Origin of the sequence: Flaviramulus basaltis, assembly GCF_900114265.1 — a bacterium.
In the GTDB taxonomy this organism is placed as follows: Bacteria; Bacteroidota; Bacteroidia; order Flavobacteriales; family Flavobacteriaceae; genus Flaviramulus; species Flaviramulus basaltis.
Map to the genome: position 1 here is coordinate 265,053 of NZ_FPKV01000003.1, position 23,593 is coordinate 288,645.

The window sequence follows — 23,593 nt, forward strand, 5'->3', positions numbered from 1 at the left end:
TAATAGTTGGGATGCCGCCTTTGCAGAACCAGAACTTCTAACATAGCTATTTTCTAAATCAAAAATTAAGTTGTAATCAGCTGAATTTAACTCAAATTTTAAACGACTTATTTAGGTGGAAGGTTGTTTAAAAGCAACGTGTCTTTGGTCACCATTTTTCCATTATACCATCCTTCTGCATATAAAACATTATTTTCTACAGATATTGAGTCCCATTGAAAACGAGTGTCTTTTCTTGGGCCTGAGTTCTTTATTCTTGTTCCAAAGGACTTTTTGCCATAATCATTAAACAATTTCACAGAATCACAATTACTATAAACCCAAACATCTTTACTCTCTATTGTTTTCCATCTATCTTTCCAACTTTCAGAAACAATATAAACCATAGGAAGGTCTTTAGCTTCTCGATACATACTTTGATATAGATAATAGATGTCTTTTTTTGTTTTATGATCATATAATATCAACCCCTTTTGGTTCATAAAAGGAATAGGATTGTTTTTTCTACCAGCTCTTGGTGAAGCAAAATCGAAAGCTACCCAAGCAAAATGTCCTGGAAACAACTCTTTTTGGCTTTCTCCTAGCGAAATTTTGTACTCATGAATAAAACAACCAAACTCTTGCGACCAAAAGGATTGTTTGTTGGCTGGATTATAATTTTTAGTTATATCAAATTTTTGGTCAGAATGATTAAAATAGTCAATACTTGCCCCGTATTCTCCAATAATAGCATCAGGGTTATAGGCATTTAAAGTATCAGAATACCAACCACTCCAATCTTGTGGAGAATATACATCAACCAAATCTTGATTAGATTTAAACTTATAATTACAACCTAAAACAGGACGGCTAGGATCTAATTCATGGGCTAAATCTACTAACGCTTTGAACACAGTATTAGATATTTCCTCTGTACTTGAACGATCGGATTCGTTACCAATACCCCATGCTATTACTGAAGGATTATTGTAATTTTGCTCAATCATTTCGGTTAGTTGGGACTTACAGTTTTCTAAAAATTTTGGTGTATCTGAAGTGCTTCCTGTTAAAGGGATTTCAAGCCAAAGCATTAACCCTAATTCATCACAAGCTTTAACAAACTCTGGATCGGCAGGGTAGTGGGCATGTCTCACTGCATTAAACCCCGCATCTTTTATTAGTTTAGCATCTTCTATATGTTGTTCATTGGGTAGGGCATAGCCCAAACCTTCCATGTCTTGGTGTCTATTTATGCCTCTAAGAAATGATTTATTGCCATTTAAACTAAAAGCTTGTTTATTGGCTAATGTGAAATAGCGGACACCAAAAGTACTTTCTACGTTATCTATGGTGTTTCCGTCATAACTTATTTCAGATTGTACTTTGTATAACTTAGGGCTTTCGGGACTCCAAAATTGAACATCGTTAAAGGTAGATGCAGATTGTTTATAGGTTATGGTTTGTCCTGGTTTAATTTTTTTGGATGTTTTTAATTTAGATAGTTGATTCCCTTTTGGGTCTAAGATAATTGTTTTAAGATCTACCGTTTTTTCTTTATCAGAATAATTTTTTACATAAGTATCAATACTTACTGATGTAGGAGCTTGAGCACCGCTAACTGGAGTGTTTAAAACTTTTTCAATTTTAATAGGATCTGTAACGGTTATCCTTACATCTCTGTAGATACCTCCATAAATGCCATAATCAAAACTATAAGGGAAAGATTTTGTTTCATCTTTCATCCAAGGAGCAATATTAGGGTTGTTTGAATTGTCTGAACGTACAGCTATCACATTGGGCTTACCATACTTAATATAATCTGTAATGTCAAATTCAAAGGCCGTATAACCACCATCATGAGAACCTACTTCTTTTCCGTTTACCCAAACTTCTGCGCGAAGCGAAACAGCTTCAAAGCGAATGAATATGCATTTTCCTTTATGCTTATCATCTATTTGAAGTGTTGTTCTGTACCAACCTGGACCTTTGTATATTAATCGATTATCTAAATCGTTGTTGAAATCAAATCGGCCCTTAAATATATCTGAATGTACACCATCAACACCACCATTGTAGTCATGTGGTATTGTTATACTCATCCAAGCATCATCCTTAAAGTTTGATTTGTGTGCATTTTTTACATCTGCACGATTAAACTTCCATTCATTTTTATTTATTGAAAACTCCACCCTTTTATTTTGTTCAGTTAAATTTATAAAACTAACGAATGAACATGAAAACAATAAAAATATAAGGTAAACTAATTTTTTTCTATGTAGATTTTTCATTTTACTTTACCAATTGTTATATATTTAATCCCCATTTTGAAACAAGAAAGTTAGCACATCTTAAGTCATATCGTTCTTTAGAACTAATGTCTTTTCCGCTTTTTAATAAATTCACAACAATAGACTTAATTTCTGGAGTGTTTTCGTTAACAACATCTACCACATTTAGAGCATGGGTTCTTACCATTTCATTTGGATCTTGAATTACTCTTATTAGTTCTTTTCTGGCATCATTCTTAGCCCCCAAGCCATATAATGCTTCTATGGCTACGGCCGCAACATCGCCAGAACCATCCTTACTGGCAAGCTTTAATGCATTTAAAGCCTTATTTGCATCATTACCAAGTATGAGAATTCCTGTAGCCCCCCAATAGCGTATGGATTCATTTTGTGAACTCAATAATTCTATTAAGGGCTCTAGATCGTTTTTGGTGGCAGAAGTAGCAAAATTAGCAGCATCAATAATGTTTTCAATATTTACATTTTCGTTTCGCATATAATCGTAAGCTGCTATATCTTTGGTTAAATTAGATAGTATTCCTTCTGGAATTAAACCAGTATCTTTAATATCTAACATCCATTGTTTGTTAGCTTGTCGCATTCTTTTTAAGACTTCGAAATAATTAGGATTTAAAGCCAAATTATTTACTTCCCAAGGATCCTTTTCTGTATCATAGAGTTCTTCTGTTGGTTTTTTCTCCCAAAAGGCACTTTGAATGGCATTGCATTCACCTTTATTATAAGCATCTTCCCATGAACCTATGGAAGGAGCGCGCCATAAATAGTCTATATGCTGACCATAAATACGATAAGGCATGTAGTTTTTAATATAACGGAATTTTTTATCTCTTACAGCTCTACTCATATCAAAACGTTCATCCATTCGGTCTCGAAACATATAAGCATATTTAGGGTCTTCAGTTTTTTGCTCACCTAAAAAAGCAGAACCCTGCATGAAATCTGGAATTGGAACATTAAGTATACTTAAAAGAGTTGGAGCTAAATCGACAAAACTAATTAAACGTTCTTCCTTAGTTCCAGTTTGTTCTTTAGGATATAATTTTTTATATTTTTCTGGTATGTAAACTATAAACGGAACTCTTGTACCTGTTTCGTAAACATATCTTTTACTTCGTGCAAGCACACCTCCATGATCACCATAATACATGATGATAGTGTTTTCGGCTTCCCCACTTTTTTGTAATTCGCTAAGTATTTGACCTACTTGCGTATCCATGTCTTCAACCTTATCATAGTATTGAGCCCAGTCATGACGCATTTCGGGTGTGTCAGGATGATATGGTGGCAAAGTGATATCTTCAGGTTTGTGCCTTAGTTCTTCATTAGGAATATAAGTGTGTAAAGAACTTTCGTGGCTTACCATGATGTTGAAAATAGAAAAAAAAGGTTTACCTTTTGGACGGTTTTTATAAGTGGCAGTTTCACCTAGTTCATCCCATAAATTTTGGGTTTGATTTTTATTTATGTTGAAATCTTCCTTTTCATTATTAGTGAGATAGTAACCTTTTTTCTTTAAAATTTCTGGATATAGTTTTACATTAGAAGATTTGTTATAGAAGCTTCTCATGTATTGATTTCCTCCGCTATTTGCGTATACTCCAGTAATTATTGTGTTTCTTGCAGGAGCACAAACAGGTGCATTTGCATATGCATGTGTATAAAGAAACCCTTTTGTAGCTAAATTATCTAAATTAGGTGTAGTTGCGAAAGTATCACCATAACAACCTAATAATGGACTATTATCTTCACTTGTAATCCATAAAATATTTGGCGTTTCAAGTTTGCGTTCTGAACAAGAGCATATTAACGTAGCTAAAATTAAATAAAAGAACCTTTTTAATATCATACTATTTTTAATATAAATTATTTAAAATATGAGTTTTTATTAAAATTGAACTGAATCATTATGATTTTAAGTTCATAATGATTCAGTTTTAAAGAAACAGTTATAAATATTTAACAAAACTAAAAAAACACTTATTCTTTTAGGATGCGTTTAACAACTGTACCAGAATTTGTATTGATTTTTATTAAATAAATGCCATTAGCAAAACTTGATAAGTCTATACTCTTATTATTTAAATTTTTATTTAATAATGTTCTTCCATTAATATCGTAAACACTAATTTGGCTTTTCTCTTGTTTATTTTTTACAAGTATATTTACTAATCCAGTGCTAGGATTAGGATAAAGACTTATACTAGTTTTTAATAGAATGTCATTTGTGCTCAAAGTAGATTGATATTCATAGGCACCTAAATCTATGGTTGTGTCAGATATTCGGTTTTGCCCTGTCATGTCTGTGGCTGGTGTTGTATTTTTACTATTGTCACCAGCATTAACCAATATACTTGTGCTAGCTGGAATTAAACCATCATCAGAAGTGCCAAAAGTATCATCTGGACCATTAGGATCAGTATCATTTGAAAATAAATCTGAACCTGGTAAAGCACTAAGTTCTACAAAATTAGTACTAGCCGATATTGTTGCTTTATCTGAAGCATTATTACTTGAAGACGCATCAATAGACCCTACGATGTCATCAACATTTCCTGTGGTATCATTAGTGTTATTAAAAAATACAGTATTGTATAATAATGGGTTTGATGAACCATCACTTCTCATTCCGCCTCCACTAGAAATTGCTATATTTCCATAAAAAGTAACATTAATAAGAGTTGGAGACGGACCAGAGGCGTTATTATACAAACCAGCTCCATTATTAGCAGTATTTTCAATAAACAATACATTAGTAATAATAGGTTTATTATCTGCTGTAACGTTGAATATACCACCACCGCTACTAGCATCGTTATTAGAAAACGTACTATTACTTATTATAGGGTTTGCTGTACCTCTATTATATATACCACCACCGCTACGGCTAGCTTTATTATTATTAAAAAAACAGTTATCTATTACAGGAGAAGAACTCGTATTGTTAAATATCCCAGCTCCATCTACTGATGCATTGTTTATAAACGATGTATTACTAATTGTAGGGCTTGAAGCCGAGTTATATATGGCGCCACCACCAGTAGTTGAATGAAGTGCTGTATTTCCATCAAAAATAACGTTGTCAAGTATTGCTGATCCTGTTAAATTGCACAAGCCACCACCACGACTAGCGGTATTATTTAAAAAAGTAACATAGCTTAACCTTGGTGAGGATCCAGCACCTCCTGTATTATTGAGCATTCCACCTCCAAGACCTGCTGAATTATCTGCATTTGTTAAAATTAAATGATCAAAAAGTGCTGCATTTGTTAATTCAGTTGTTGTTATAATTGAAAAACCAGTTGAGCCGTTAGCATCAAAAGTAGTATACCCTGTTTGGGTATCGCTAATGGCACTATAACCGCCATATATTTCAATATCTATAGTTATGGTAATACCTGTAGTTATAGTATAGGTGTCTTCTGTAATATAAATTTTGTCACCAGGCATGGATGCTGTGCCAAACGCAATATTAAGAGATGTAAAAGCATCGTTCCAAGTAAGGCCCGTGTTGGCTCCTGTAGCTGTTTGATCTACATAATACGTAGTCTGAGCAGTAAGTTTTATGCTTAAGCATAAAAGAGTAAAAAAGAATAATTTTGTTTTCATGACATTTAGTTTTAAAATTTAATTTATGTTTAAAAAAATTTAGTAGGTATCATCAATATGTGTGTTTTTATAAGGGATAAGCTCATAGGCTGTATTTGTGGTTTCGTAAGGTGGTAACATAACGCGGCAACCGTTAGGTCCAGAAAAAAAGACTTCTCCAGTAATTGGTGATACTGCCAAAGCATTATAATAGGTGTTAGGAAAACCGGAACTTATATTAATCCATGATTTACCTCCATTCTCTGACATAAAAAACTTGTTTCCTGTATTAATACGTTGATTCATTGCATACATTATGTCTGGGAATTTTGGGTCAATTACAAAGCGATTAATATAAAAGTTTTCTTCAGTTTCACCATTCAAAACATCTATATCAGTTTGGATTGTTTTATTAGAGCTTAAATCCCATTGGGTAACACCTCCTTTTTCATTACTTGTATAAACAATATTTGGGTTTGTTGGATGTACATTAAAAATTAAGTGCCTATCTGGTCCTGGTACTGTAAGATCCCAGTCTACTGAAATAACAGGTTTTTCTTTCCAAGTATCTCCCTTATCTAAGGATATCCAAATTTTTTTAGCAACTCCTCCTTTTAGATTATCCACAGCATAAATAATATCGCCATTACTAGGTGACATACCACATATCATAGTGTTTTTAGGCATAGATTTTAATTCTTTCCAAGTGATGCCGTAATCATCTGATCGTTCTCTCCACTGATAAGCATATTGAGGATTTTGATGATGAAATGCTACAAAGAACCTAGATTTTAAACCACTACTAACAACTTCCTTCCATGTTTTTCCATTATCATTTGACCGTAGAAGCTTCCCGCTGGGTGTTTTATTAACACTTGCTAAAAGAACTTTTGATGAGTCTATAGAAGGACACATAGCTGCACCATAAACTGTTTTATGAATACCTTCAAAGTCAACTTTTTTTATCGTATTATCATTAAAATATCTTCCTCTATTTTCAGTAACGTGAACACCTCTATCAATCATGAAATAAACAAAATGGTCTGGGTTATTTGGGTCAAACATTTGTTGCATGTTCATACCTGTATATTGTGATCCATTAAACCCACTACTTGAATCAACCCAATTGAGACCTCCATCATCTGTTTGATGAAACTTAGCGTGACCTTGCGCAAAAGCTCTATCAGGATTTCTAGGATCTGGAATTATTCTTGCAAAAATGCTATTAATGCCTTGATTCCAGTTTCCGTCGTTATAACCAGGTCTCTGCTTGGAATTTATGTTAGTATGCCAAGTTGTTCCACCATCTTTACTTACTCTAACTTGTCCTTCTGTTGTATTTGAACCTGTAGTATAAATAACATCAGGGAAACCTTCGTTATAAAAAGCTAAAAGCACGTCTGTCCATGCATATAGAAGATTCCAGCTTTTTCCATTATTTATGGATTTGTACATTCCTGTGTTTGCAACTGGTACAATTAATGTATTAGAATCTTTCGATATATATACTTTACCATAAACACTGCCTTTTGGCAATCCATTAGTGCCACTTATTTTAGTAATTTCGTCATTTGAGTCGGGAGCATTATTTAAAATAAATAAACCTTCTTCTCCGTATAGAAACAATTTATTCTCATTTAAAGGGTCAACCTTAATACCATAGATTTTATTCCCAAATAAAGAGCTAGGTAGTTTTCGTATTTCTTGCCAAGTATTACCACCATCATTTGATGTTAAAAGACCATCATCAGCAGTGTTGGTTGAACCGTTTGCTTCCTTTCTATATTCACTAAAGGCAGCATACCATCGTTTAGCATATCCTAATGCTTCAGATTTACTTGAAGGCGCATAGGTTATTAATTTTGTTGAACCTCTAATCTCTCCTAATTTAGTTCGAGGCGCTACTTTTTCCCAGTTTAATCCACCATCTTTTGATAAATAGATTCCTTGATAATCTAAATGAATGGTATCATAAAATCTACTTTGTGCAACCGCTAAAACTCTATTTTTATCAAGAGGATCCGCTTCAATACTAATCATAGCTGGTGCATATAACCCTTTATTCTTAAGTGTGTTCCAGTTTCTGCCGCCATTATTAGAAACCCAAACACAACTTACATCTTGTGCCGCATATATTCTATCTGGATCAGATTCGCTATAAGTGAAATCTAAAATAAATTGAGAATTATCTCCAGGTATTAAACCTTCATCGTATTCTTCTTTAAAAACAACTGGAAGTAATTTGATTTTTGGTTTGTGAATAGAATCAGATATAGCAATACTGTTCCCACTATTTCCTAGCTTTTCTTTTTTACCAAAAGAAGTGCAGTGTATCAGCGTGCCGCATGCTAAGAAAATTGAAAATAAAATTACCTTTTTTTTCATTGTTTACTTCTTTACAAATTTGAAAGTATCGTTTTTAATTTTTAAAATATAAATACCATCAGCTAAGCCTGATATATTTATGGTATTGCTATTAGAGTTTACTTGTTTTATTGTTATAAGTTGACCTTTTATGTTATAAATGCTTGCGGGAATATTTTCTTTTAAGCCATTAATATCTATATTATCACTAGTAGGATTAGGAAAAATGAAAACATCTTTGCTTACTGCTAAATCCTCTAATGATAGTACCTTACTATCTTCTGAATTCCCCATTCTTGCTCCTATTGTATAGCCATCTATATAATTTTCGTTATAATTAACTTTACTATAAGATGTCATGTTTTTTTTGGTAGTAAAACTCGGATCAGATAAGTTAATACCATAATGGTTTACACTGTCAAGATAAGGTGGGAGCATTACTCGAGTTCCATTTGGGCCTGCAAAATATACTTCACCTGTTTCTGGTGAAACTGCTAGCCCTCTACAAAATGTATTAGGAAAACCTTCACTAATATTGGTCCAACTATAACCATAATTCGTAGTAACAAAAAACTTTTTTCCTGTATTAATAGGGTTATTCATTACATACTGAATATTTGGATATTTAGGATCTATAGCAAATTGTTCTATATGGAAATTAGCTTCATCAGATTCTGGAAGTCCAATTTCAGTGGTGTCAGATGTCATAAAATTCCACTTAGTAATTCTATTTCCTGATGGATTGTTTGTATACACAACATTTTTATTGGTTGGATGGGTAACAAATAGAAGATTTTTTGAATCACCCTTAGTAAGTTTCCATGAAGGATCAATTTCAGCAACATTAATTACAGGATTGGCATCCCAGTTAAGTCCTCCATCAGTAGACCTAAAAATTTTCCTACTTGTACCCCCATTTAAATTATCCATAGCATAAATATAATCTCCATCACTAGGAGACATACCACATACCATAGTATTAGGAGGCATATCTACCATTGGAGTCCAAGTTGCTCCATAATCAATCGATCTTTCATTATACTGATAAGCGATATTTGGATGTTGAGGGTTAAATGCAACAAAAAACCTTGGCACTTTATTGGATGAAGCTACAGTATCCCATGTTGCTCCAAAATCAGTTGAGCGAATTAATCTACCCTTGGAAGTAGTGCCCGCACTTGCCAAAATAATTTCATTTCTATTTTTAGTATCACCATCATACAGATTATCATAAGGGCATAAAGCAGCTCCATAAATTGTTGTATGGTCAAGGTTAAGAGCTTCTTTATTTACTTCATTATTATTAAATGTAATACCTCCATTAGTAGTAGTAATTACACCTTTATCTATCATAAAATACACAAATCGATTGGGGTCATTAGGATCAAACATCTGACTTAAATTCATACCTGTAAACTGTGAGCCATTAAAACCGTCACTAGAATCTGTCCAGTTAAGCCCCCCATCATTCGTTTTATGAAATACGGCATTTCCTTGGGCAAAAGCTATATCAGAGTCAGTTGGGTTTGGTATTACATTAGCAAATGGCCCACTAATTTTAGATGTCCATGCATTTGGTGGATTAGTTCTCCCAATAGAAGATGAATATGCAAAGTTATCTCCATTACCATCCATGGTGCGTAAAACATTATGTAAATCATTACCTGTAACATAAATTTTTATATTACTTAAAGTTTGACTTTCATAAAAGTGTGCTCGCATAGTATCAGACCAAGGCTCTTCTTCAATTGGAGTCCAATTAAAACCACCATCTGTAGACCGGTATATTCCATGACCAACTACTGGAACTATATAGTTACTTCCATTATCAGAAATATAAATATTGCCATAAACTGGCGCATCTGGTAAAGAATTGAGAACACTTGTTCTTTTACTTATATTAACAGCTACTGATGTTTCATTAGCTACGTCTGGTATAACAATTAATCCTTTTTCACCGTATAAGAAAAGTTTATTGTTATATTGTGGATGAACCTTAATGCCATAGATTTTATCACCATAAAAAGTAGTGTCTAGTGTCCTTTTTATGTCCCATACATATCCACCATTGTCAGACATATATATATAATTCTTAGCATCAAAATGCTCTATTGTATCATCACCTGATTTTGTGGTATGTGAAAATTGACTAAAAGCGGCATATACACGATTAGTTTTACTATTAGTTATTTCAGTTTCGCTAGGATTAGTACCATAAGCTATTAATTTTGTTGCTCCTCTGATTTCTCCTAATTGTGATATGTATTGTGTTCTATCCCAGGTAATTCCGCCATCTGAAGTTAAATAGAGACCCTGTTGCTGTTTTTCATAATCACTTTGATAATATCTTGTATGTGCAGCAGCTATAACTCTATTTTTATTTAAGGGGTCTGCTTGAATACTTATAATTCCAGGAGCTAACAATCCTTCATTTTTAAGATTGTTCCAAGTTTCACCAAAATTCTCAGAAACCCACACACCACTTACATCTTGTGCTGCATATAATCTTTGTGGATATGATTTACTATAAGTAAAATCTAGCATAAACTGCGCATTATCACCTGGTTGTATCATTAAAATATCCCTTTCATACTCAGAATAAATCGGTAGTGATTTTATTTCTGCTTTATAGCTAGGTGATGAAAAAAAGTGATTTTCAATCGTTTTATGAGTTTCTTTTTTATCAAAAGAAAAATGAGCTTTAATTATTAAAAAAGAGAAAATAAAAAGTGAAAATGGAATAGCTAAAGTTTTCATGATTTTATTGTTTTATAAATTGATAAGTGTATTGCTTAATTTTTATAAAATAGATACCATTTACGAGATTTGAAACCTTTATTTCGTTGCTGTTTGCTGTTAATTCATGTGTTGTTATATGCTGTCCCGTTATGTTATAAATATTAACAGAAGTATCTTCATTTAAACCACTAACGAATAAATCATTATTTGAAGGATTAGGATAAATAAAAATTTTATTAACATCTTTAATTTTAAAATCTTCAGTACTTAATGCATAGTCAGAAGTTTCATCTATATAATTATCATCATAATCTACTTTGTCATAAGATGTTTTAGAACGATCGGTATCATAAGGAGGTAATAGAACACGTGAACCATTAGGTCCAGCAAGAAACACTTCACCAGTAATAGGGGAAACTGCTAAACCATTATGAAAAGTATTTGGAAATCCGTCGCTTATATTTGTCCATGTGTCACCAGCATCTTGAGAGATAAAAAGTTTATTCCCAGTATTAACACGCTGATTTAACATATACATAATATTTGGATATCTTGGGTCAATAGTAAAACGATTTACATAAAATCCTACTTCAGCAGCAGCTTCTATAGGTGCTATGTCTTTATCTGTATCTGTACTTAAATTCCATTCTGTAATAGTTCCTGTTGCACTGTTTGTATAAAAAATATCTGGGTTTGTTGGATGTACTACAAATAAATAATTTCTTGCACCACTTGGCACATTAAGTTTCCATGCATTATTAATAATAACAGGAGTCCATGTCTCACCTTTATCTAGAGATCGATATACATTTCTACTAGCTCCTAAATTATCAAGGGCATAAATAATATCGCCATTACTTGGTGCCATACCACATATTGTAGTATTTATAGGTATATTACTTAATGTTGTCCATGTCTCACCATAATCATCTGATATATCTCTATATTGATAGGCATATTGAGGAGATTGCGGATTAAACCCAACAAAATGCCTTTGTTTAAGTTCATCTATACTAAGTTCCCAAGTAACCCCAAAATCAGTAGAACGAACCAATCTACCACTTGAAGTTGTATTTACACTTGCTAAAATAATATTAGAATTAGAAGGACATATAGCAGAACCGTAAACAGTTGTTCTATAACCAGAAGGAAGAAAATCTTTTACAGTACTTTCTTTAAAAGTTATTCCTCCATCATTAGTAGTCATTACACCTCTGTCAAGACAAAAGTAGGCAAACTTGTTTTCATCAGTAGAGTCGAACATTTGTCCTAAACTAATACCATTATAATGAGTACCATTAAATCCATCGCTAGAATCTATCCAATTTTTACCGGCATCATCTGTTTGATGAAACACAGCATGACCTTGTGCAAAAGCTCTATCGGGATTTCTGGGATCTGGTATGATGTTGGCAAAACGACTACTAATCCCATAAGTCCATTCACTAAATTTATTGCCTAGCCTTCCTTCTGATGATGTGTAATTATAAAAAGTTGTTCCACCATTTATTGTTGCTCTAACTTGTCCTTGACTACCATTAACCCCTACGATATAAATCACGTCAGGATAGCCTTCATTATAATAGGCTAATTCTAGATTAGACCAAAAGTATAAGGGACTCCATGTAGTTCCTCCGTCTGTAGATTTATATAAACCTTTGCTAGCCACGGGAACAATAAGTGTTTGGGCATCACTAGAAATGTATACCTTACCATAAACAGACCCTGCAGGTAGCCCTCCAACTCCACTTACGTTGGTAACTTGTCCGCCTGAAGTATTGGCATTATCTAACTTAAACAATCCATCAACTCCATACAAATACAATTTATTTTCATTTAAAGGATCAATTTTAATACCATGTATACTAGTTCCAAATGTTGCTTGAGGTAGCTCTCGTATTTCACTCCATGTTTCTCCACCGTCATCAGACATTAAAAGGCCGTCGTCAGCATTATCTGAGTCTGCTGGTGTTGCTTCTTTTCTGTATTCGCTAAAAGCGGCATACCAACGTGTTGCATATCCTAAAGCTATAGATTTAGTTGAGGGAGCATATGCTATTAATTTTGTAGCAGCTCTAATTTCACCTAATTTAGATCTAATAGCAACCCGATTCCAATTTAAACCTCCATCTTTTGTAAGATAAATTCCTTGATAATCTTGATGGGTATCATCATAATACCTACTATAAGCAGCTGTTAAAACTCTGTTTTCATCTAGTGGGTCTGCTTCAATGCTAATTATACCTGGTGCGTGTAATCCCCTATTTCTAAGATTATTCCAGAATTTACCACCATCCTTAGAAACCCAAACGCCACTTACATCTTGCCCGGCATATATTCTATCTGGATTGGCATCGCTATAAGTAAAATCAAGCATAAATTGCTCATGATCTCCTGGTTGCAAACCCGCATCAATTTCATCTTGAGTCATTATCGGGAGCAATTTTATTTGACTAGCGCTATTAAAAGTGATAGCTAAAAATCCAAAGGATAATAAAAAGAACTTTCTCATTTCAATATTTTTTTAATTTTAATTAGAATCTTTATTTCTTTAATGTTTTAGTTGTTATCTTTTTTTACAAAAATGCTTTTTTTGAGTAAATCTTTATCAAGAGATGATGATCCTACCATTACAATAAATTCTCCAGCTTCTACAATTGGTTTTAACTTTTTGTCTAAAAACATTAACTTATCGGGTGTTATGGTAAACTGTAATCTTTTTGTTTCTTTTGGTTTTAGTGAAACACGTGCAAAGTCTTTTAGTTCTTTTACTGGTCTTGTGACCTGACTAAACTTATCTCTAATATATAGTTGAACAATCTCTATGCCTTCCATGTTTCCATTATTGGTAACATCAATACTTACAGTTGTATTTTCGTTCTTATTTATTTCAGTTTTTGTTAATTTAAGATTACTGTATGCGTAATTATTATATGATAAACCAAAACCAAAAGGAAATAAAGGTTTGCTAGAGTTTATGGCATATGGATGAAAATATTGAGAAGGTTTGTGATTGTAAATCATTTGAATTTGTCCTGAGCTTCTAGGAATTGAAATAGGAAGTTTTGCTGATGGATTGACTTTCCCATAAATAATTTCGGCTATTGCTTGCCCGCCATACATACCAGGTTCCCATGCTTGTATAACCACATCTACATCATCTAAAACACTTTCAATACTTAAAGGTCTTCCTGTAATAAGAATTAAAATAGTTGGTTTTCCTGAAGCGGCTACTTTTTTTATAAGTTCATTTTGTAGACCAACTAGGTTAATATCTGAGCGGTCTTTATCTTCTCCGCTAGTTTTATCATCCCAACGAAAACGCATCATATATTCTCCAGCAACAACAATGTTTAAGTCACTTGATTTAGCTACTTCAGCAGCTTCAGCTACTTTTTTTGCATCCATTTTTTGTGGATTCCATCCTTGGTCTACAAAGGTGTATTCAACATTAGGAGCGACCATTTTAAGTCCTTCCAAAATAGTGATTACATTTTCGTCTTTCTGTATAGCACTCCAATCTCCCAAAATATTTTGGTCATTTGCATTGATTCCGGTAACCATTATTTTTTGGTAAGTCTTTTTTAAAGGTAATATATCCTCGTTTTTCAGTAGTATTATACTATTTCTAGATGCGTCCAATGCTGTTGCTCTATGTTCAGGATTTAAACGAATTTTCATCGTTTTATCTACATCAGCGTAAGGGGCTTCAAATAATCCTAATCGAAATTTTATTTCTAAAATTTTGTAAACCGAAGTATCTATGCGAGATTCTGGAATATGTCCTTCTTTTACTAATTCGGTAACCAATTTATTCCACTCGACTCCATGCATATGTAAATCCATTCCTGCCATAATTGACTGGTAATAGGCATCTTTTAAGCTCGTAGCTGTGCCATGTAAGTCGTGTAAGTGCTCTATATCCATCCAATCACTTACAACAAATCCTTTAAAACCCCATTCATCTCTTAATACGTCTTGCATTAACCATTCATTACTATGACAAGGAATGCCATTTAGCTCATTATGTGCTGTCATTAATGACATGGCACCAGCCTCAACAGTAGCTTTAAATGGAGGAAAGAAGACTTCTCTTATAGTACGCTCAGATAAATCTGTAGGTGATCCATTAGTACCATTAATAGGTTGGCTACCACCAACAAAATGTTTAATGCAAGCTAAAACATCTTGGTCTGAATCTAAGTTTTGTTGGTACCCTTTAACAGTTTCAATACCCATAAGTGATACCAAATAAGGATCTTCTCCATAAGTTTCACCAACACGTCCCCAACGTGCATCACGAGCTACTTCAACATTAGGATTAAATGTCCAGTGCATATTCATAGCTCTCATCTCTTTAGCTGTTTGTCTAGCAATGGTATATGCCATTTTTGTATCAAATGAAGATGCCAAACCAATGTTTGTTGGATACACTGTATTATCTAATGCATTTGAATTGCCATGAATAGCATCAATACCAAACATTAAGGGGATTTTTAAACGACTCTTCATAGCAAGTGACTGTAAATAATTAGCATCCTCAATAGTAAGCACATGAAGGTAGGAAGAGACAAGTCCTTTTTTAGTTATTTCTTCTAAGTCGTTTATAGAAATACCTGGATAAAAAGCATTTGCGGTATTTGTTTTTAGGTCTTCCTCCGTCATATTACCCATATTTCTTTTAATATGTTCTAATCCAACAAATTGGTTCATCTGTCCAACTTTTTCTTCTATAGTCATTCGACTTAATAAGTCGTTTATTCGATCTTTTAACAATGCTTTAGGGTTTTGGTAATTATGATTTTGACCAATAGCAATAATAGATATCAGATAAGTAAGTATCATTAAAGCTTTAGTTCTCTTGTACATTTTTTATTTGTATATTTTATCCTTTATTTAACAAAATGTATTAGCTCTTATGGCGAAACTGAATAAAAAGCAACTTAATTTTTAAAATCACGATAACGCTTTTATATATTTTCTTAACGCACTAAGTAATTTTATTAACAAATATAAGTTTATTTTGATTATATGCAAATTGTTTTAATACTTTTGTGTCGAAATCATAATTTAATATTGAATAATGAAAGGAATTCCTAAATACATCACTATAAGTAAAGAAATAATACAGAAGATAGAATCAGGAGAATTTCAGCCAGGAGACAAAATCCCATCGGAAAATGAGCTAATAGAAATGTATTCGATAAGTAATACTACGGCAAGAAAAAGTTTGCTTGAAGTAGAACTTCAAGGTTGGGCTAATAGAATAAAAGGAAAAGGCACATTTGTTCTTAATAGGTTTGAAGATAAACACCTAACACGTGTATTAGGGTCTTTTCATGCTGTAAAAGAAAGCTTTACGGATAAATTAATAAAAGAAGGATTTACACCAAAGAATGTGGTTTTAGAAAAAACTATCTTAGAAGATGGTATTTCTACAAACATAAACAATAGTCATCATATCATGGAAGGTCCCGTTCTTAAAATTCGTAAATTACGATATGCAGATTATTCTTTACTAAAAGATGAGACCAAGTATATCTCTATGCTTCATTGTCCAAAAATTAATATATTGGATTTAGATTCTCGCTCATTAATTTCAATTTATCAAGAAAAGTACAATTTGAATTTGATAAATGTGGAGCGTACTTTAGGGAATAAAATCTTTCTATCATCAGATCCAAATAATTACTTTGAGAATGAGATTCCAACTGTTATATTTATTTTAGATAGTGCTATATTTTGTGATGGTGGTGAAATAGTTGAAATAGAACAATCTTACTATCGAGGGGACAAATACAAATTTTCAATCACAACTAAACCGGAATTAATAAAAAATGAAATATCTGTTATTAGCTAGGTTGACGCACTAAGAATAATAGTTTTTAGTTTTGAACTAAAAACTATCTAATATGAATTATTAGGTAAAATAAAACTTCACAATTACAAATTATAACATAATATATTGCCATACACCACTAAAATAAAAATAGACCATTTTTATTTTTTTTTAAAAACAACTATTTAATGAATATTAAATTAGAACTAGAAAAAATATTGCCTAATAACAGAGTAAAAACAAGGTATTTAGAATTAGTGTCTTTTGCATCAGATGCAGGTTTCTATCATTTAGTTCCTAAAGCAGTAGTGCGACCTATAAATGAAGAAGAAATTATTGATCTATTTAAATTTTCTCAAAAGCATGCAATTCCTTTGGTGTTTCGTGCCGGTGGAACAAGTCTTTCAGGTCAGTCTATTACAGACGGTATTTTGGTTGATTTGAGTAGTTCTTGGAACAAAATAAACGTTGAGGAAAATGGTAATACGGTTCGTCTACAACCAGGAATAACTGGAGCCATGGTAAATGCATATTTAAAGAAATTCTCGCGAAAAATCGGTCCAGATCCTGCCAGTATTAGTGCAGCTATGGTGGGAGGTATTGTTTCTAATAATTCTAGTGGTATGTGTTGCGGTGTTAAATTGAATTCATATCATACAGTAAATTATCTGCGTTTTATACTCCCTAATGGAAACACATATTCTACAGAAATTAAGGAAGATTATACAAGATTTGAAGAAATAGAATATAAGTTATTCACTAATTTATCTAATTTAAGAGCCAAAATTTTAACAAATCCAGAGTTGCACGATAAAATCCGAAAAAAATATCTTACCAAAAATACTGTTGGATATTCTTTAAATGCTTTTATAGATTTTAAGCACCCTTTAGATATTTTAGCTCATTTGCTAATTGGTGCAGAAGGGACATTGGCTTTTATCTCTGAAGTTGTATTAAAAACGGTGCCTGATTATAGTCATAAATCAACCGCATTATTATATTTTTCTACTATATCTGATGCTTGTAATGCGATTGTTCCATTAAATAATTCAGGAGCTTTAATGGTAGAATTAATGGATAGAGCTTCTTTGAGAGCAGTAGAAAATATGGAATCAATCCCAGATTTTGTAAAGACATTACCTGAATTTGCAGCCGCTTTATTAATAGAATATCAGGAAAATAATATTGAAGAATTACATAAAAAAGTAGAATTTTTTTTAAAATCATCTAGCTCATTAAACTTATTAAAAACAATAGAATTCACAAGTGTCCCTTCTGAAATGGCTTTTTTATGGAAAGTTAGAAAAGGGTTGTTCCCAGCAGTAGGGGCAATTAGAGCAAGTGGAACAACCGTAATATTAGAAGATGTTGCATTTCCAGTTGAAAAGATGAGTAATGCTATTGTAGATTTACAGCAGTTGTTTATAAAGCACAACTATAATAATGCCATTATTTTTGGACATGCAAAAGATGGCAACATTCATTTTGTAGTTACCCAATCTTTTAATTCTGAAAAAGAAATTAAGAGATATGACTTGTTTATTAAAGATGTAGTTAAGTTAGTTATCGAAAAATATGATGGTACCTTAAAAGCAGAACATGGAACAGGTAGGAATATGGCGCCTTTTGTAGAAACAGAATGGGGTGGATTGGGGTACGAAATCATGAAAATTTTAAAACAATCTATTGACCCATATTTGCTTTTAAATCCGGGAGTAATTATTAATGATGATAAAAATACACATATAAAGAACTTAAAAGAACTACCAACTGTTGAAAGTGAAGTTGATACTTGTATTGAATGTGGGTATTGTGAGCATAAATGTCCAAGTAAGAATTTAACTACTACTCCAAGAAGGCGAATTGTAGTTAGAAGAGCTCTAAAAAAACTTAAAAATGAAGGGGATAAGGAAAACTATAAATTGTTAAAAAAACAATATAAATATGATGGACTAGATACTTGTGCAGTTGATGGGCTATGTGCTACAGCCTGTCCTGTTGATATTAATACTGGTGATTTGGTTAAAAGACTTCGTAGAGAAAATCATTCATCTATATCTAATTCAGTAGCTTTAATAGTTGCAAAAAACTTTAATATAGTTCAATGGGTAATTAGAACTGGTATAAAATCTGGGATGGCTATTAATAATGTTTTTGGTAAAAAATCTATGAACAAATTAACAACTCAAATAAGGAAGGTAATTCCTAATACACCTTTATGGACAAGTCAGATGATATCACCTCCCAAACTTTTAGTTTTAAAATCTAATACATTAAAAAATAAGAATGAATCTAAAATAATCTATTTTCCTTCATGCATTTCAAGGTTACTTGGAACTTATGAAGAGAAAGAAAAGAATATTATGGAGACCTTTATAAGTGTTTGTGAAAAATCAGGTATTTCGTTATCTGTTTTAAAGAATGCAAATAACAGTTGTTGTGGACAAATATTCTCATCAAAAGGTCATCAAGACGCATATAATTATACAGCAAACATTATTGTAGAAAAACTTTGGAACGCAACTCAATCAGGTATAATACCTGTTGTGATAGATGTGAGTTCTTGCGCTTATAGTTTAAAACAACTTAGTTCTGTCTTAAACATAGTAAACAAAGAAAAATATCAAAAGCTAAAAATCTATGATGCTGTAGAATTTTTACATAATATGGTACTTCCACAAATTCAAATTAAGCAGCGTAAAAACAATATTATTCTACATTCGGTTTGTGCTCTAGAAAAAATGAAAATTGAAGATAAGTTTCTTAAAATAGCCAAACATTTTGCCAAAGATGTTATTTTGCCAAAAACAAATGGATGTTGTGGAATGGCAGGGGATAGAGGGTTTTTATTTCCCGAACTCACCAAATCAGCAATCAATACTGAAAAGCAGGAAGTACAAAATGTGTCTTGTGATGGGTATTATGCCTCAACAAAAACTTGTGAAATGGCTTTGTCTGAGGCAATAAATAAAAATTACGAATCTATTTTGTATTTGGCTGATGAATGTATATAATTTTGAATGCTAAGTTATAAGTTTGTAATTGAATCAAATTTTTTTAATTCCAATATTAAAAGGTTCGATATTTTTTCTGTTCGCTCTACTAATCAATATTCAATTGTTTTATATTATATGAATTTAATAATTATTAAAAAAATAGTATATTTGAATTGGTAATGGAAAATTAATATTTCACTATTGTTTCAACATATTTATCGATAAAGTTTGATGGAACAATAAATATAGGGTTTTAAGCAAATAGTTCGAATCCCTTCGCGGTCACAATATAAATCCTAATATATTAATATATTAGGATTTTTTTTATGTAAATCAATTTTTAATTATCATTTATAAATTGATTTACATAAAAATATTAAAGTACATGCTGTTTATTTTCTCATTTTTTGACACAATTTAAGTTGAAGGAAACCCATTACTCAGTTATTGGTGAGAATTTTATAGCAGTGCCTCCACCAGGTGCTAAGTTTAAATTTAATACAACTTTGTTATTTACAACTTGTTTAGAGATAGCAACAGGATAAGGGTTTGTTTTATAATTAGCATCAATGCCATCAGCATAAATTTCAGCTTCATATGTTGTATTATCATCTAAAAAAGATAAAGAAATATTTAACTTTCGTTCATTTTTATTAGTAATAGAACCCAAATACCAATTTTGTTCATTCCAATCCTTGCGTACAATTGTAGTGTATTCTCCTATTTTTGAATCCAGAACTTTTGTGTCTGACCAGATAGAAGGCACTTCTTTAATAAATTGAAATTCTTTTGGTTTTTTTGAATAATTTTCTGGTAAATCTGAAGCCATTTGTAAAGGGCTAAAAAGAACGACGTAAAGTGCTAATTGCTTTGCTAAAGTAGTTTGAACCATCGCATTGTTAGGCGTTTTATAATCAAAATCAAAGTTACCTGGCGTAAAGTCAAAAGGACCACATAACATTCTGGTGAAAGGTAAAATTGTAGTGTGTTCTGGCGTATTTCCACCATCAGCCGACCAAGCATTGTATTCTTGTCCACGTGCGCCTTCTTGAGTCATTAAATTTGGATATGTACGTTGTAAACCTGTACCTTTTACAGGTTCATGATTATCAATCATAATATGGTATTTAGCGGCAGTTTCTATTACTTTTCTGTAATGTTTTACGCCATATTGACTATCGTGCCATTCTTTATTGTCTAAAAACTTGTTTACATAACCCGTTTTCACTGCATTTATACCTAATTGGTTATATAGTGCAAACGCATCATCTATTTGAACTTCATAATGTTTAGCAGCTCCAGCTGTTTCATTATGCCCAATTAAGCGTACATTATTTTTAGCCGCATATTTACATATTTCTTCCAAATCAAAATCTGGATAAGATTCTGTAAAATTAAAAGCAGTACCATTGGATGTCCAATCTCCATCCCAACCTATATTCCAGCCTTCAACTAAAACACCATCAAGGTTGTTTTTAGCCGCAAAGTCGATATATTTCTTTGTGTTTTCAGTAGTTGCGCCATGCTTTTCTCCTTGTCCCCAAGTATATTTTTCTAAATGCATACCCCACCAAATACCAATATATTTTGAAGGTTCAATCCAAGAAATATCATTAATTTTTGATGGTTCATTTAGATTTAGCATTAATGTTGAGGTTATTAAATCTCCAGGTGTATCGCCTACAATAATAGTTCTCCACGGTGTATTAAAAGGTGTTTCTGCATATACTTTAACACCATTTGCCCAGGGAACTAAATCGCTTTCCAATTGATTGTTATTAGTTTTACGTAAAGTCATAGATGCAAAGTCTGTTAAGTTTGCTTCATGTATGGCCACATACAAGCTATCTTTTGTTTCAAAAGTTGCAGGTGTGTTTATAGTGTCTGTTTTACTTATGGGTGTTTTTCTATAAAAACTTTCGTAATAACTATTTTCAGAATGTACAGGAATCCACCAAACATTGTTATCAAACGGGAATGTAAATTGTGTAATTTCATTTGATATTTTCACCTTTTTAAGGTTTTCTTGTTTTGGAAAAACATATCGAAATCCTAAACCGTCATTAAAAACTCTAAAGACTATATCAACTAAACGCTTTTTTCCTTTTGATTCTTTTAGATGAGCAATAAGTTCATTGTGATTGTCTGTTATTTTTTTAAATTCTCCCCAAGGTTGCTCCCAAACTTTATTATAACTATTTTTTTCAATATTTATAAGTTCAAAACCTGAAGACATTTTTTCAATATCCTCAAATTCAAAACCTAATAATGAAGGTTCAATTACTACCTTATTATTATGTGATAAAGTATATTGAGGTTCTCCTTTTTTTGTTAAATTAAAAGTTAAGATATTATTGTTGTTAGGAGATTTAATTTGGTGTGTATTATTGATTGAATTGCATGATAAAAATGTTAAGACTATAAATAAGACAAAAGTAATCTTGGAAAGTGAATTTTTCATTATTATATTAAAAATGGTTAGGAGTATGATTTATAAAGTTTCTAATAATGTTATAGCCTTGTCACTTTGTAATGACACAAAATAATAGAATGCTTGATCTAACTTTTTTTGAATACTTGCATTATTACTATATTCTTTTCTTAAGTTGTATAACTTGCTTATGTTGCTAAATGCGTTTCCAGTATTTTGTACTCCAGCAAATGTTTTAACCTTTTCTATATAGGAGTAACCAAATTCTTTAGTTGGCTCAAACATGGTGCCTTCTCCAAAATCATTCCAAGTAATGAGTTGTAAATAATCTAAATTTGCACTTTTAGCCATCGCAAGAGTTTCATCTAAGGTTGCTCCATTATTATGGTTGATTTCCCATCCGATTACAGTAGATGTTCCACCTTCTTCATAAAAATCGTTAAAACCAGGATATGCACTTCCTATGCCTACTTGAAGATTTGGAAGGTTGTTAGTGTAAAAATCTGCAAGGTGTGTATTGTCTTTATACACCCAAGAATATTCTCCTTGAGCATTGTTTCCTGCTTCTGACGATTCGTGCCATAAAGTTAAAAATGTTGGTTTTGGACTTAGTGAGCTAAAAACATCTGTCCATTGATCCGAAGAACTTAATGTAATAGGACCAAAATTTAGGAGTAAAGGTTTGTTGTCTATTCTGATATAATTAGCGTTATTAAAATAATTGTTTTGCATGTATGTCATGTCTTTTTTAGCAGCACTTACTATAGTTGGTGCCAATTGAGCATCAACTATGTTAGGTAAAAATCGATCTTCATACACAATAGCATATTCTAGTCCAACATAATCTAGTTTAGCAATTAGTTGTTCTGAGTTTTCTTTTAGTATTTTATAATCATTCAAATCGTATGTGCCATACCAATCAATTAAAATACCGTCAATACCTGCATATTTCATTAATAATAAGTGGTTCTCAATAACATCTTCATCACCAGAATGATAAGGTCCTATTAACGGGTAATAATGTGATGCTATTTCTCTTTGTCCGTTAGCATCTATAATTTCTGGATTCTTATTTTGCATGGTCCAATGGTAACCCCATTGGTTATTTGAACTACTTTCCTTCGTTTCAAACCAAGGCATATAATGCATAAAAACTTTAGTATTATTTGTTTTGTTAATAGCTACGGCATCAAAAACCTCAAGTTCAAAAGGGGATTGCTCTTCATCTTTTGGGGAAGTATTTGAATTGGAATCACAACCTGCTAAAGATGCGCAAAGTGTTATTATATAGAGGTTAAGGATAAACTTAGTCATTGTTTAGGAATTATGTTAATAATGATGATTTTTAATA

General features: G+C 32.1%; 11 protein-coding genes. 2 read left to right on the forward strand and 9 right to left on the reverse strand.

All coding sequences use genetic code 11. From position 1 onward, the window contains the following. Nucleotides 1–107 precede the first annotated feature (107 nt). From BT151_RS13430 to BT151_RS13460, 7 genes are all read right to left on the reverse strand, one after another. Entirely contained in the window at nucleotides 108–2,168 is a 2,061-nt protein-coding gene (locus BT151_RS13430) for a glycoside hydrolase family 2 protein (protein ID WP_072402851.1), read from the reverse strand. A 115-nt stretch (nucleotides 2,169–2,283) separates the two neighbouring features. Beyond that, nucleotides 2,284–4,134 (reverse strand): sulfatase-like hydrolase/transferase, encoded by a 1,851-nt coding sequence (locus BT151_RS13435; protein ID WP_072402852.1) that lies wholly within the window; start codon nucleotides 4,132–4,134, stop codon nucleotides 2,284–2,286. 131 nt (nucleotides 4,135–4,265) lie between these two features. Next, entirely contained in the window at nucleotides 4,266–5,894 is a 1,629-nt protein-coding gene (locus BT151_RS13440; protein WP_072402853.1) for a T9SS type A sorting domain-containing protein, read from the reverse strand. A 39-nt stretch (nucleotides 5,895–5,933) separates the two neighbouring features. After that, the gene (locus tag BT151_RS13445) at nucleotides 5,934–8,258 is read right to left on the reverse strand and encodes a WD40/YVTN/BNR-like repeat-containing protein (protein ID WP_072402854.1); all 2,325 of its coding nucleotides are present in this window, start codon (nucleotides 8,256–8,258) and stop codon (nucleotides 5,934–5,936) included. 3 nt (nucleotides 8,259–8,261) lie between these two features. After that, entirely contained in the window at nucleotides 8,262–10,994 is a 2,733-nt protein-coding gene (locus BT151_RS13450; RefSeq protein ID WP_072402855.1) for a T9SS type A sorting domain-containing protein, read from the reverse strand. Between the two features lie 4 nt (nucleotides 10,995–10,998). Beyond that, nucleotides 10,999–13,488, reverse strand: a complete 2,490-nt coding sequence (locus BT151_RS13455; protein WP_084647972.1) for a T9SS type A sorting domain-containing protein — start codon at nucleotides 13,486–13,488, stop codon at nucleotides 10,999–11,001. 47 nt (nucleotides 13,489–13,535) lie between these two features. Beyond that, nucleotides 13,536–15,845, reverse strand: coding sequence for a glycoside hydrolase family 3 N-terminal domain-containing protein (locus BT151_RS13460; RefSeq protein ID WP_072402857.1), 2,310 nt, complete (start codon nucleotides 15,843–15,845; stop codon nucleotides 13,536–13,538). 214 nt (nucleotides 15,846–16,059) lie between these two features. Between BT151_RS13460 and BT151_RS13465 the strand changes: the two genes are divergently transcribed. Together BT151_RS13465 and BT151_RS13470 are read left to right on the forward strand one after the other, a co-directional pair. Then, nucleotides 16,060–16,836, forward strand: coding sequence for a GntR family transcriptional regulator (locus BT151_RS13465; RefSeq protein ID WP_072402858.1), 777 nt, complete (start codon nucleotides 16,060–16,062; stop codon nucleotides 16,834–16,836). A 167-nt stretch (nucleotides 16,837–17,003) separates the two neighbouring features. After that, the gene (locus BT151_RS13470; protein WP_072402859.1) at nucleotides 17,004–19,829 is read left to right on the forward strand and encodes an FAD-binding and (Fe-S)-binding domain-containing protein; all 2,826 of its coding nucleotides are present in this window, start codon (nucleotides 17,004–17,006) and stop codon (nucleotides 19,827–19,829) included. 418 nt (nucleotides 19,830–20,247) lie between these two features. Here BT151_RS13470 and BT151_RS13475 read toward each other — a convergent pair whose 3' ends face one another. Beyond that, the gene (locus BT151_RS13475; protein WP_072402860.1) at nucleotides 20,248–22,272 is read right to left on the reverse strand and encodes a glycoside hydrolase family 97 protein; all 2,025 of its coding nucleotides are present in this window, start codon (nucleotides 22,270–22,272) and stop codon (nucleotides 20,248–20,250) included. A 30-nt stretch (nucleotides 22,273–22,302) separates the two neighbouring features. Continuing rightward, complete coding sequence (locus BT151_RS13480; protein WP_072402861.1) at nucleotides 22,303–23,556, reverse strand: glycoside hydrolase family 99 protein; 1,254 nt, start codon at nucleotides 23,554–23,556, stop codon at nucleotides 22,303–22,305. Nucleotides 23,557–23,593: the final 37 nt, after the last annotated feature.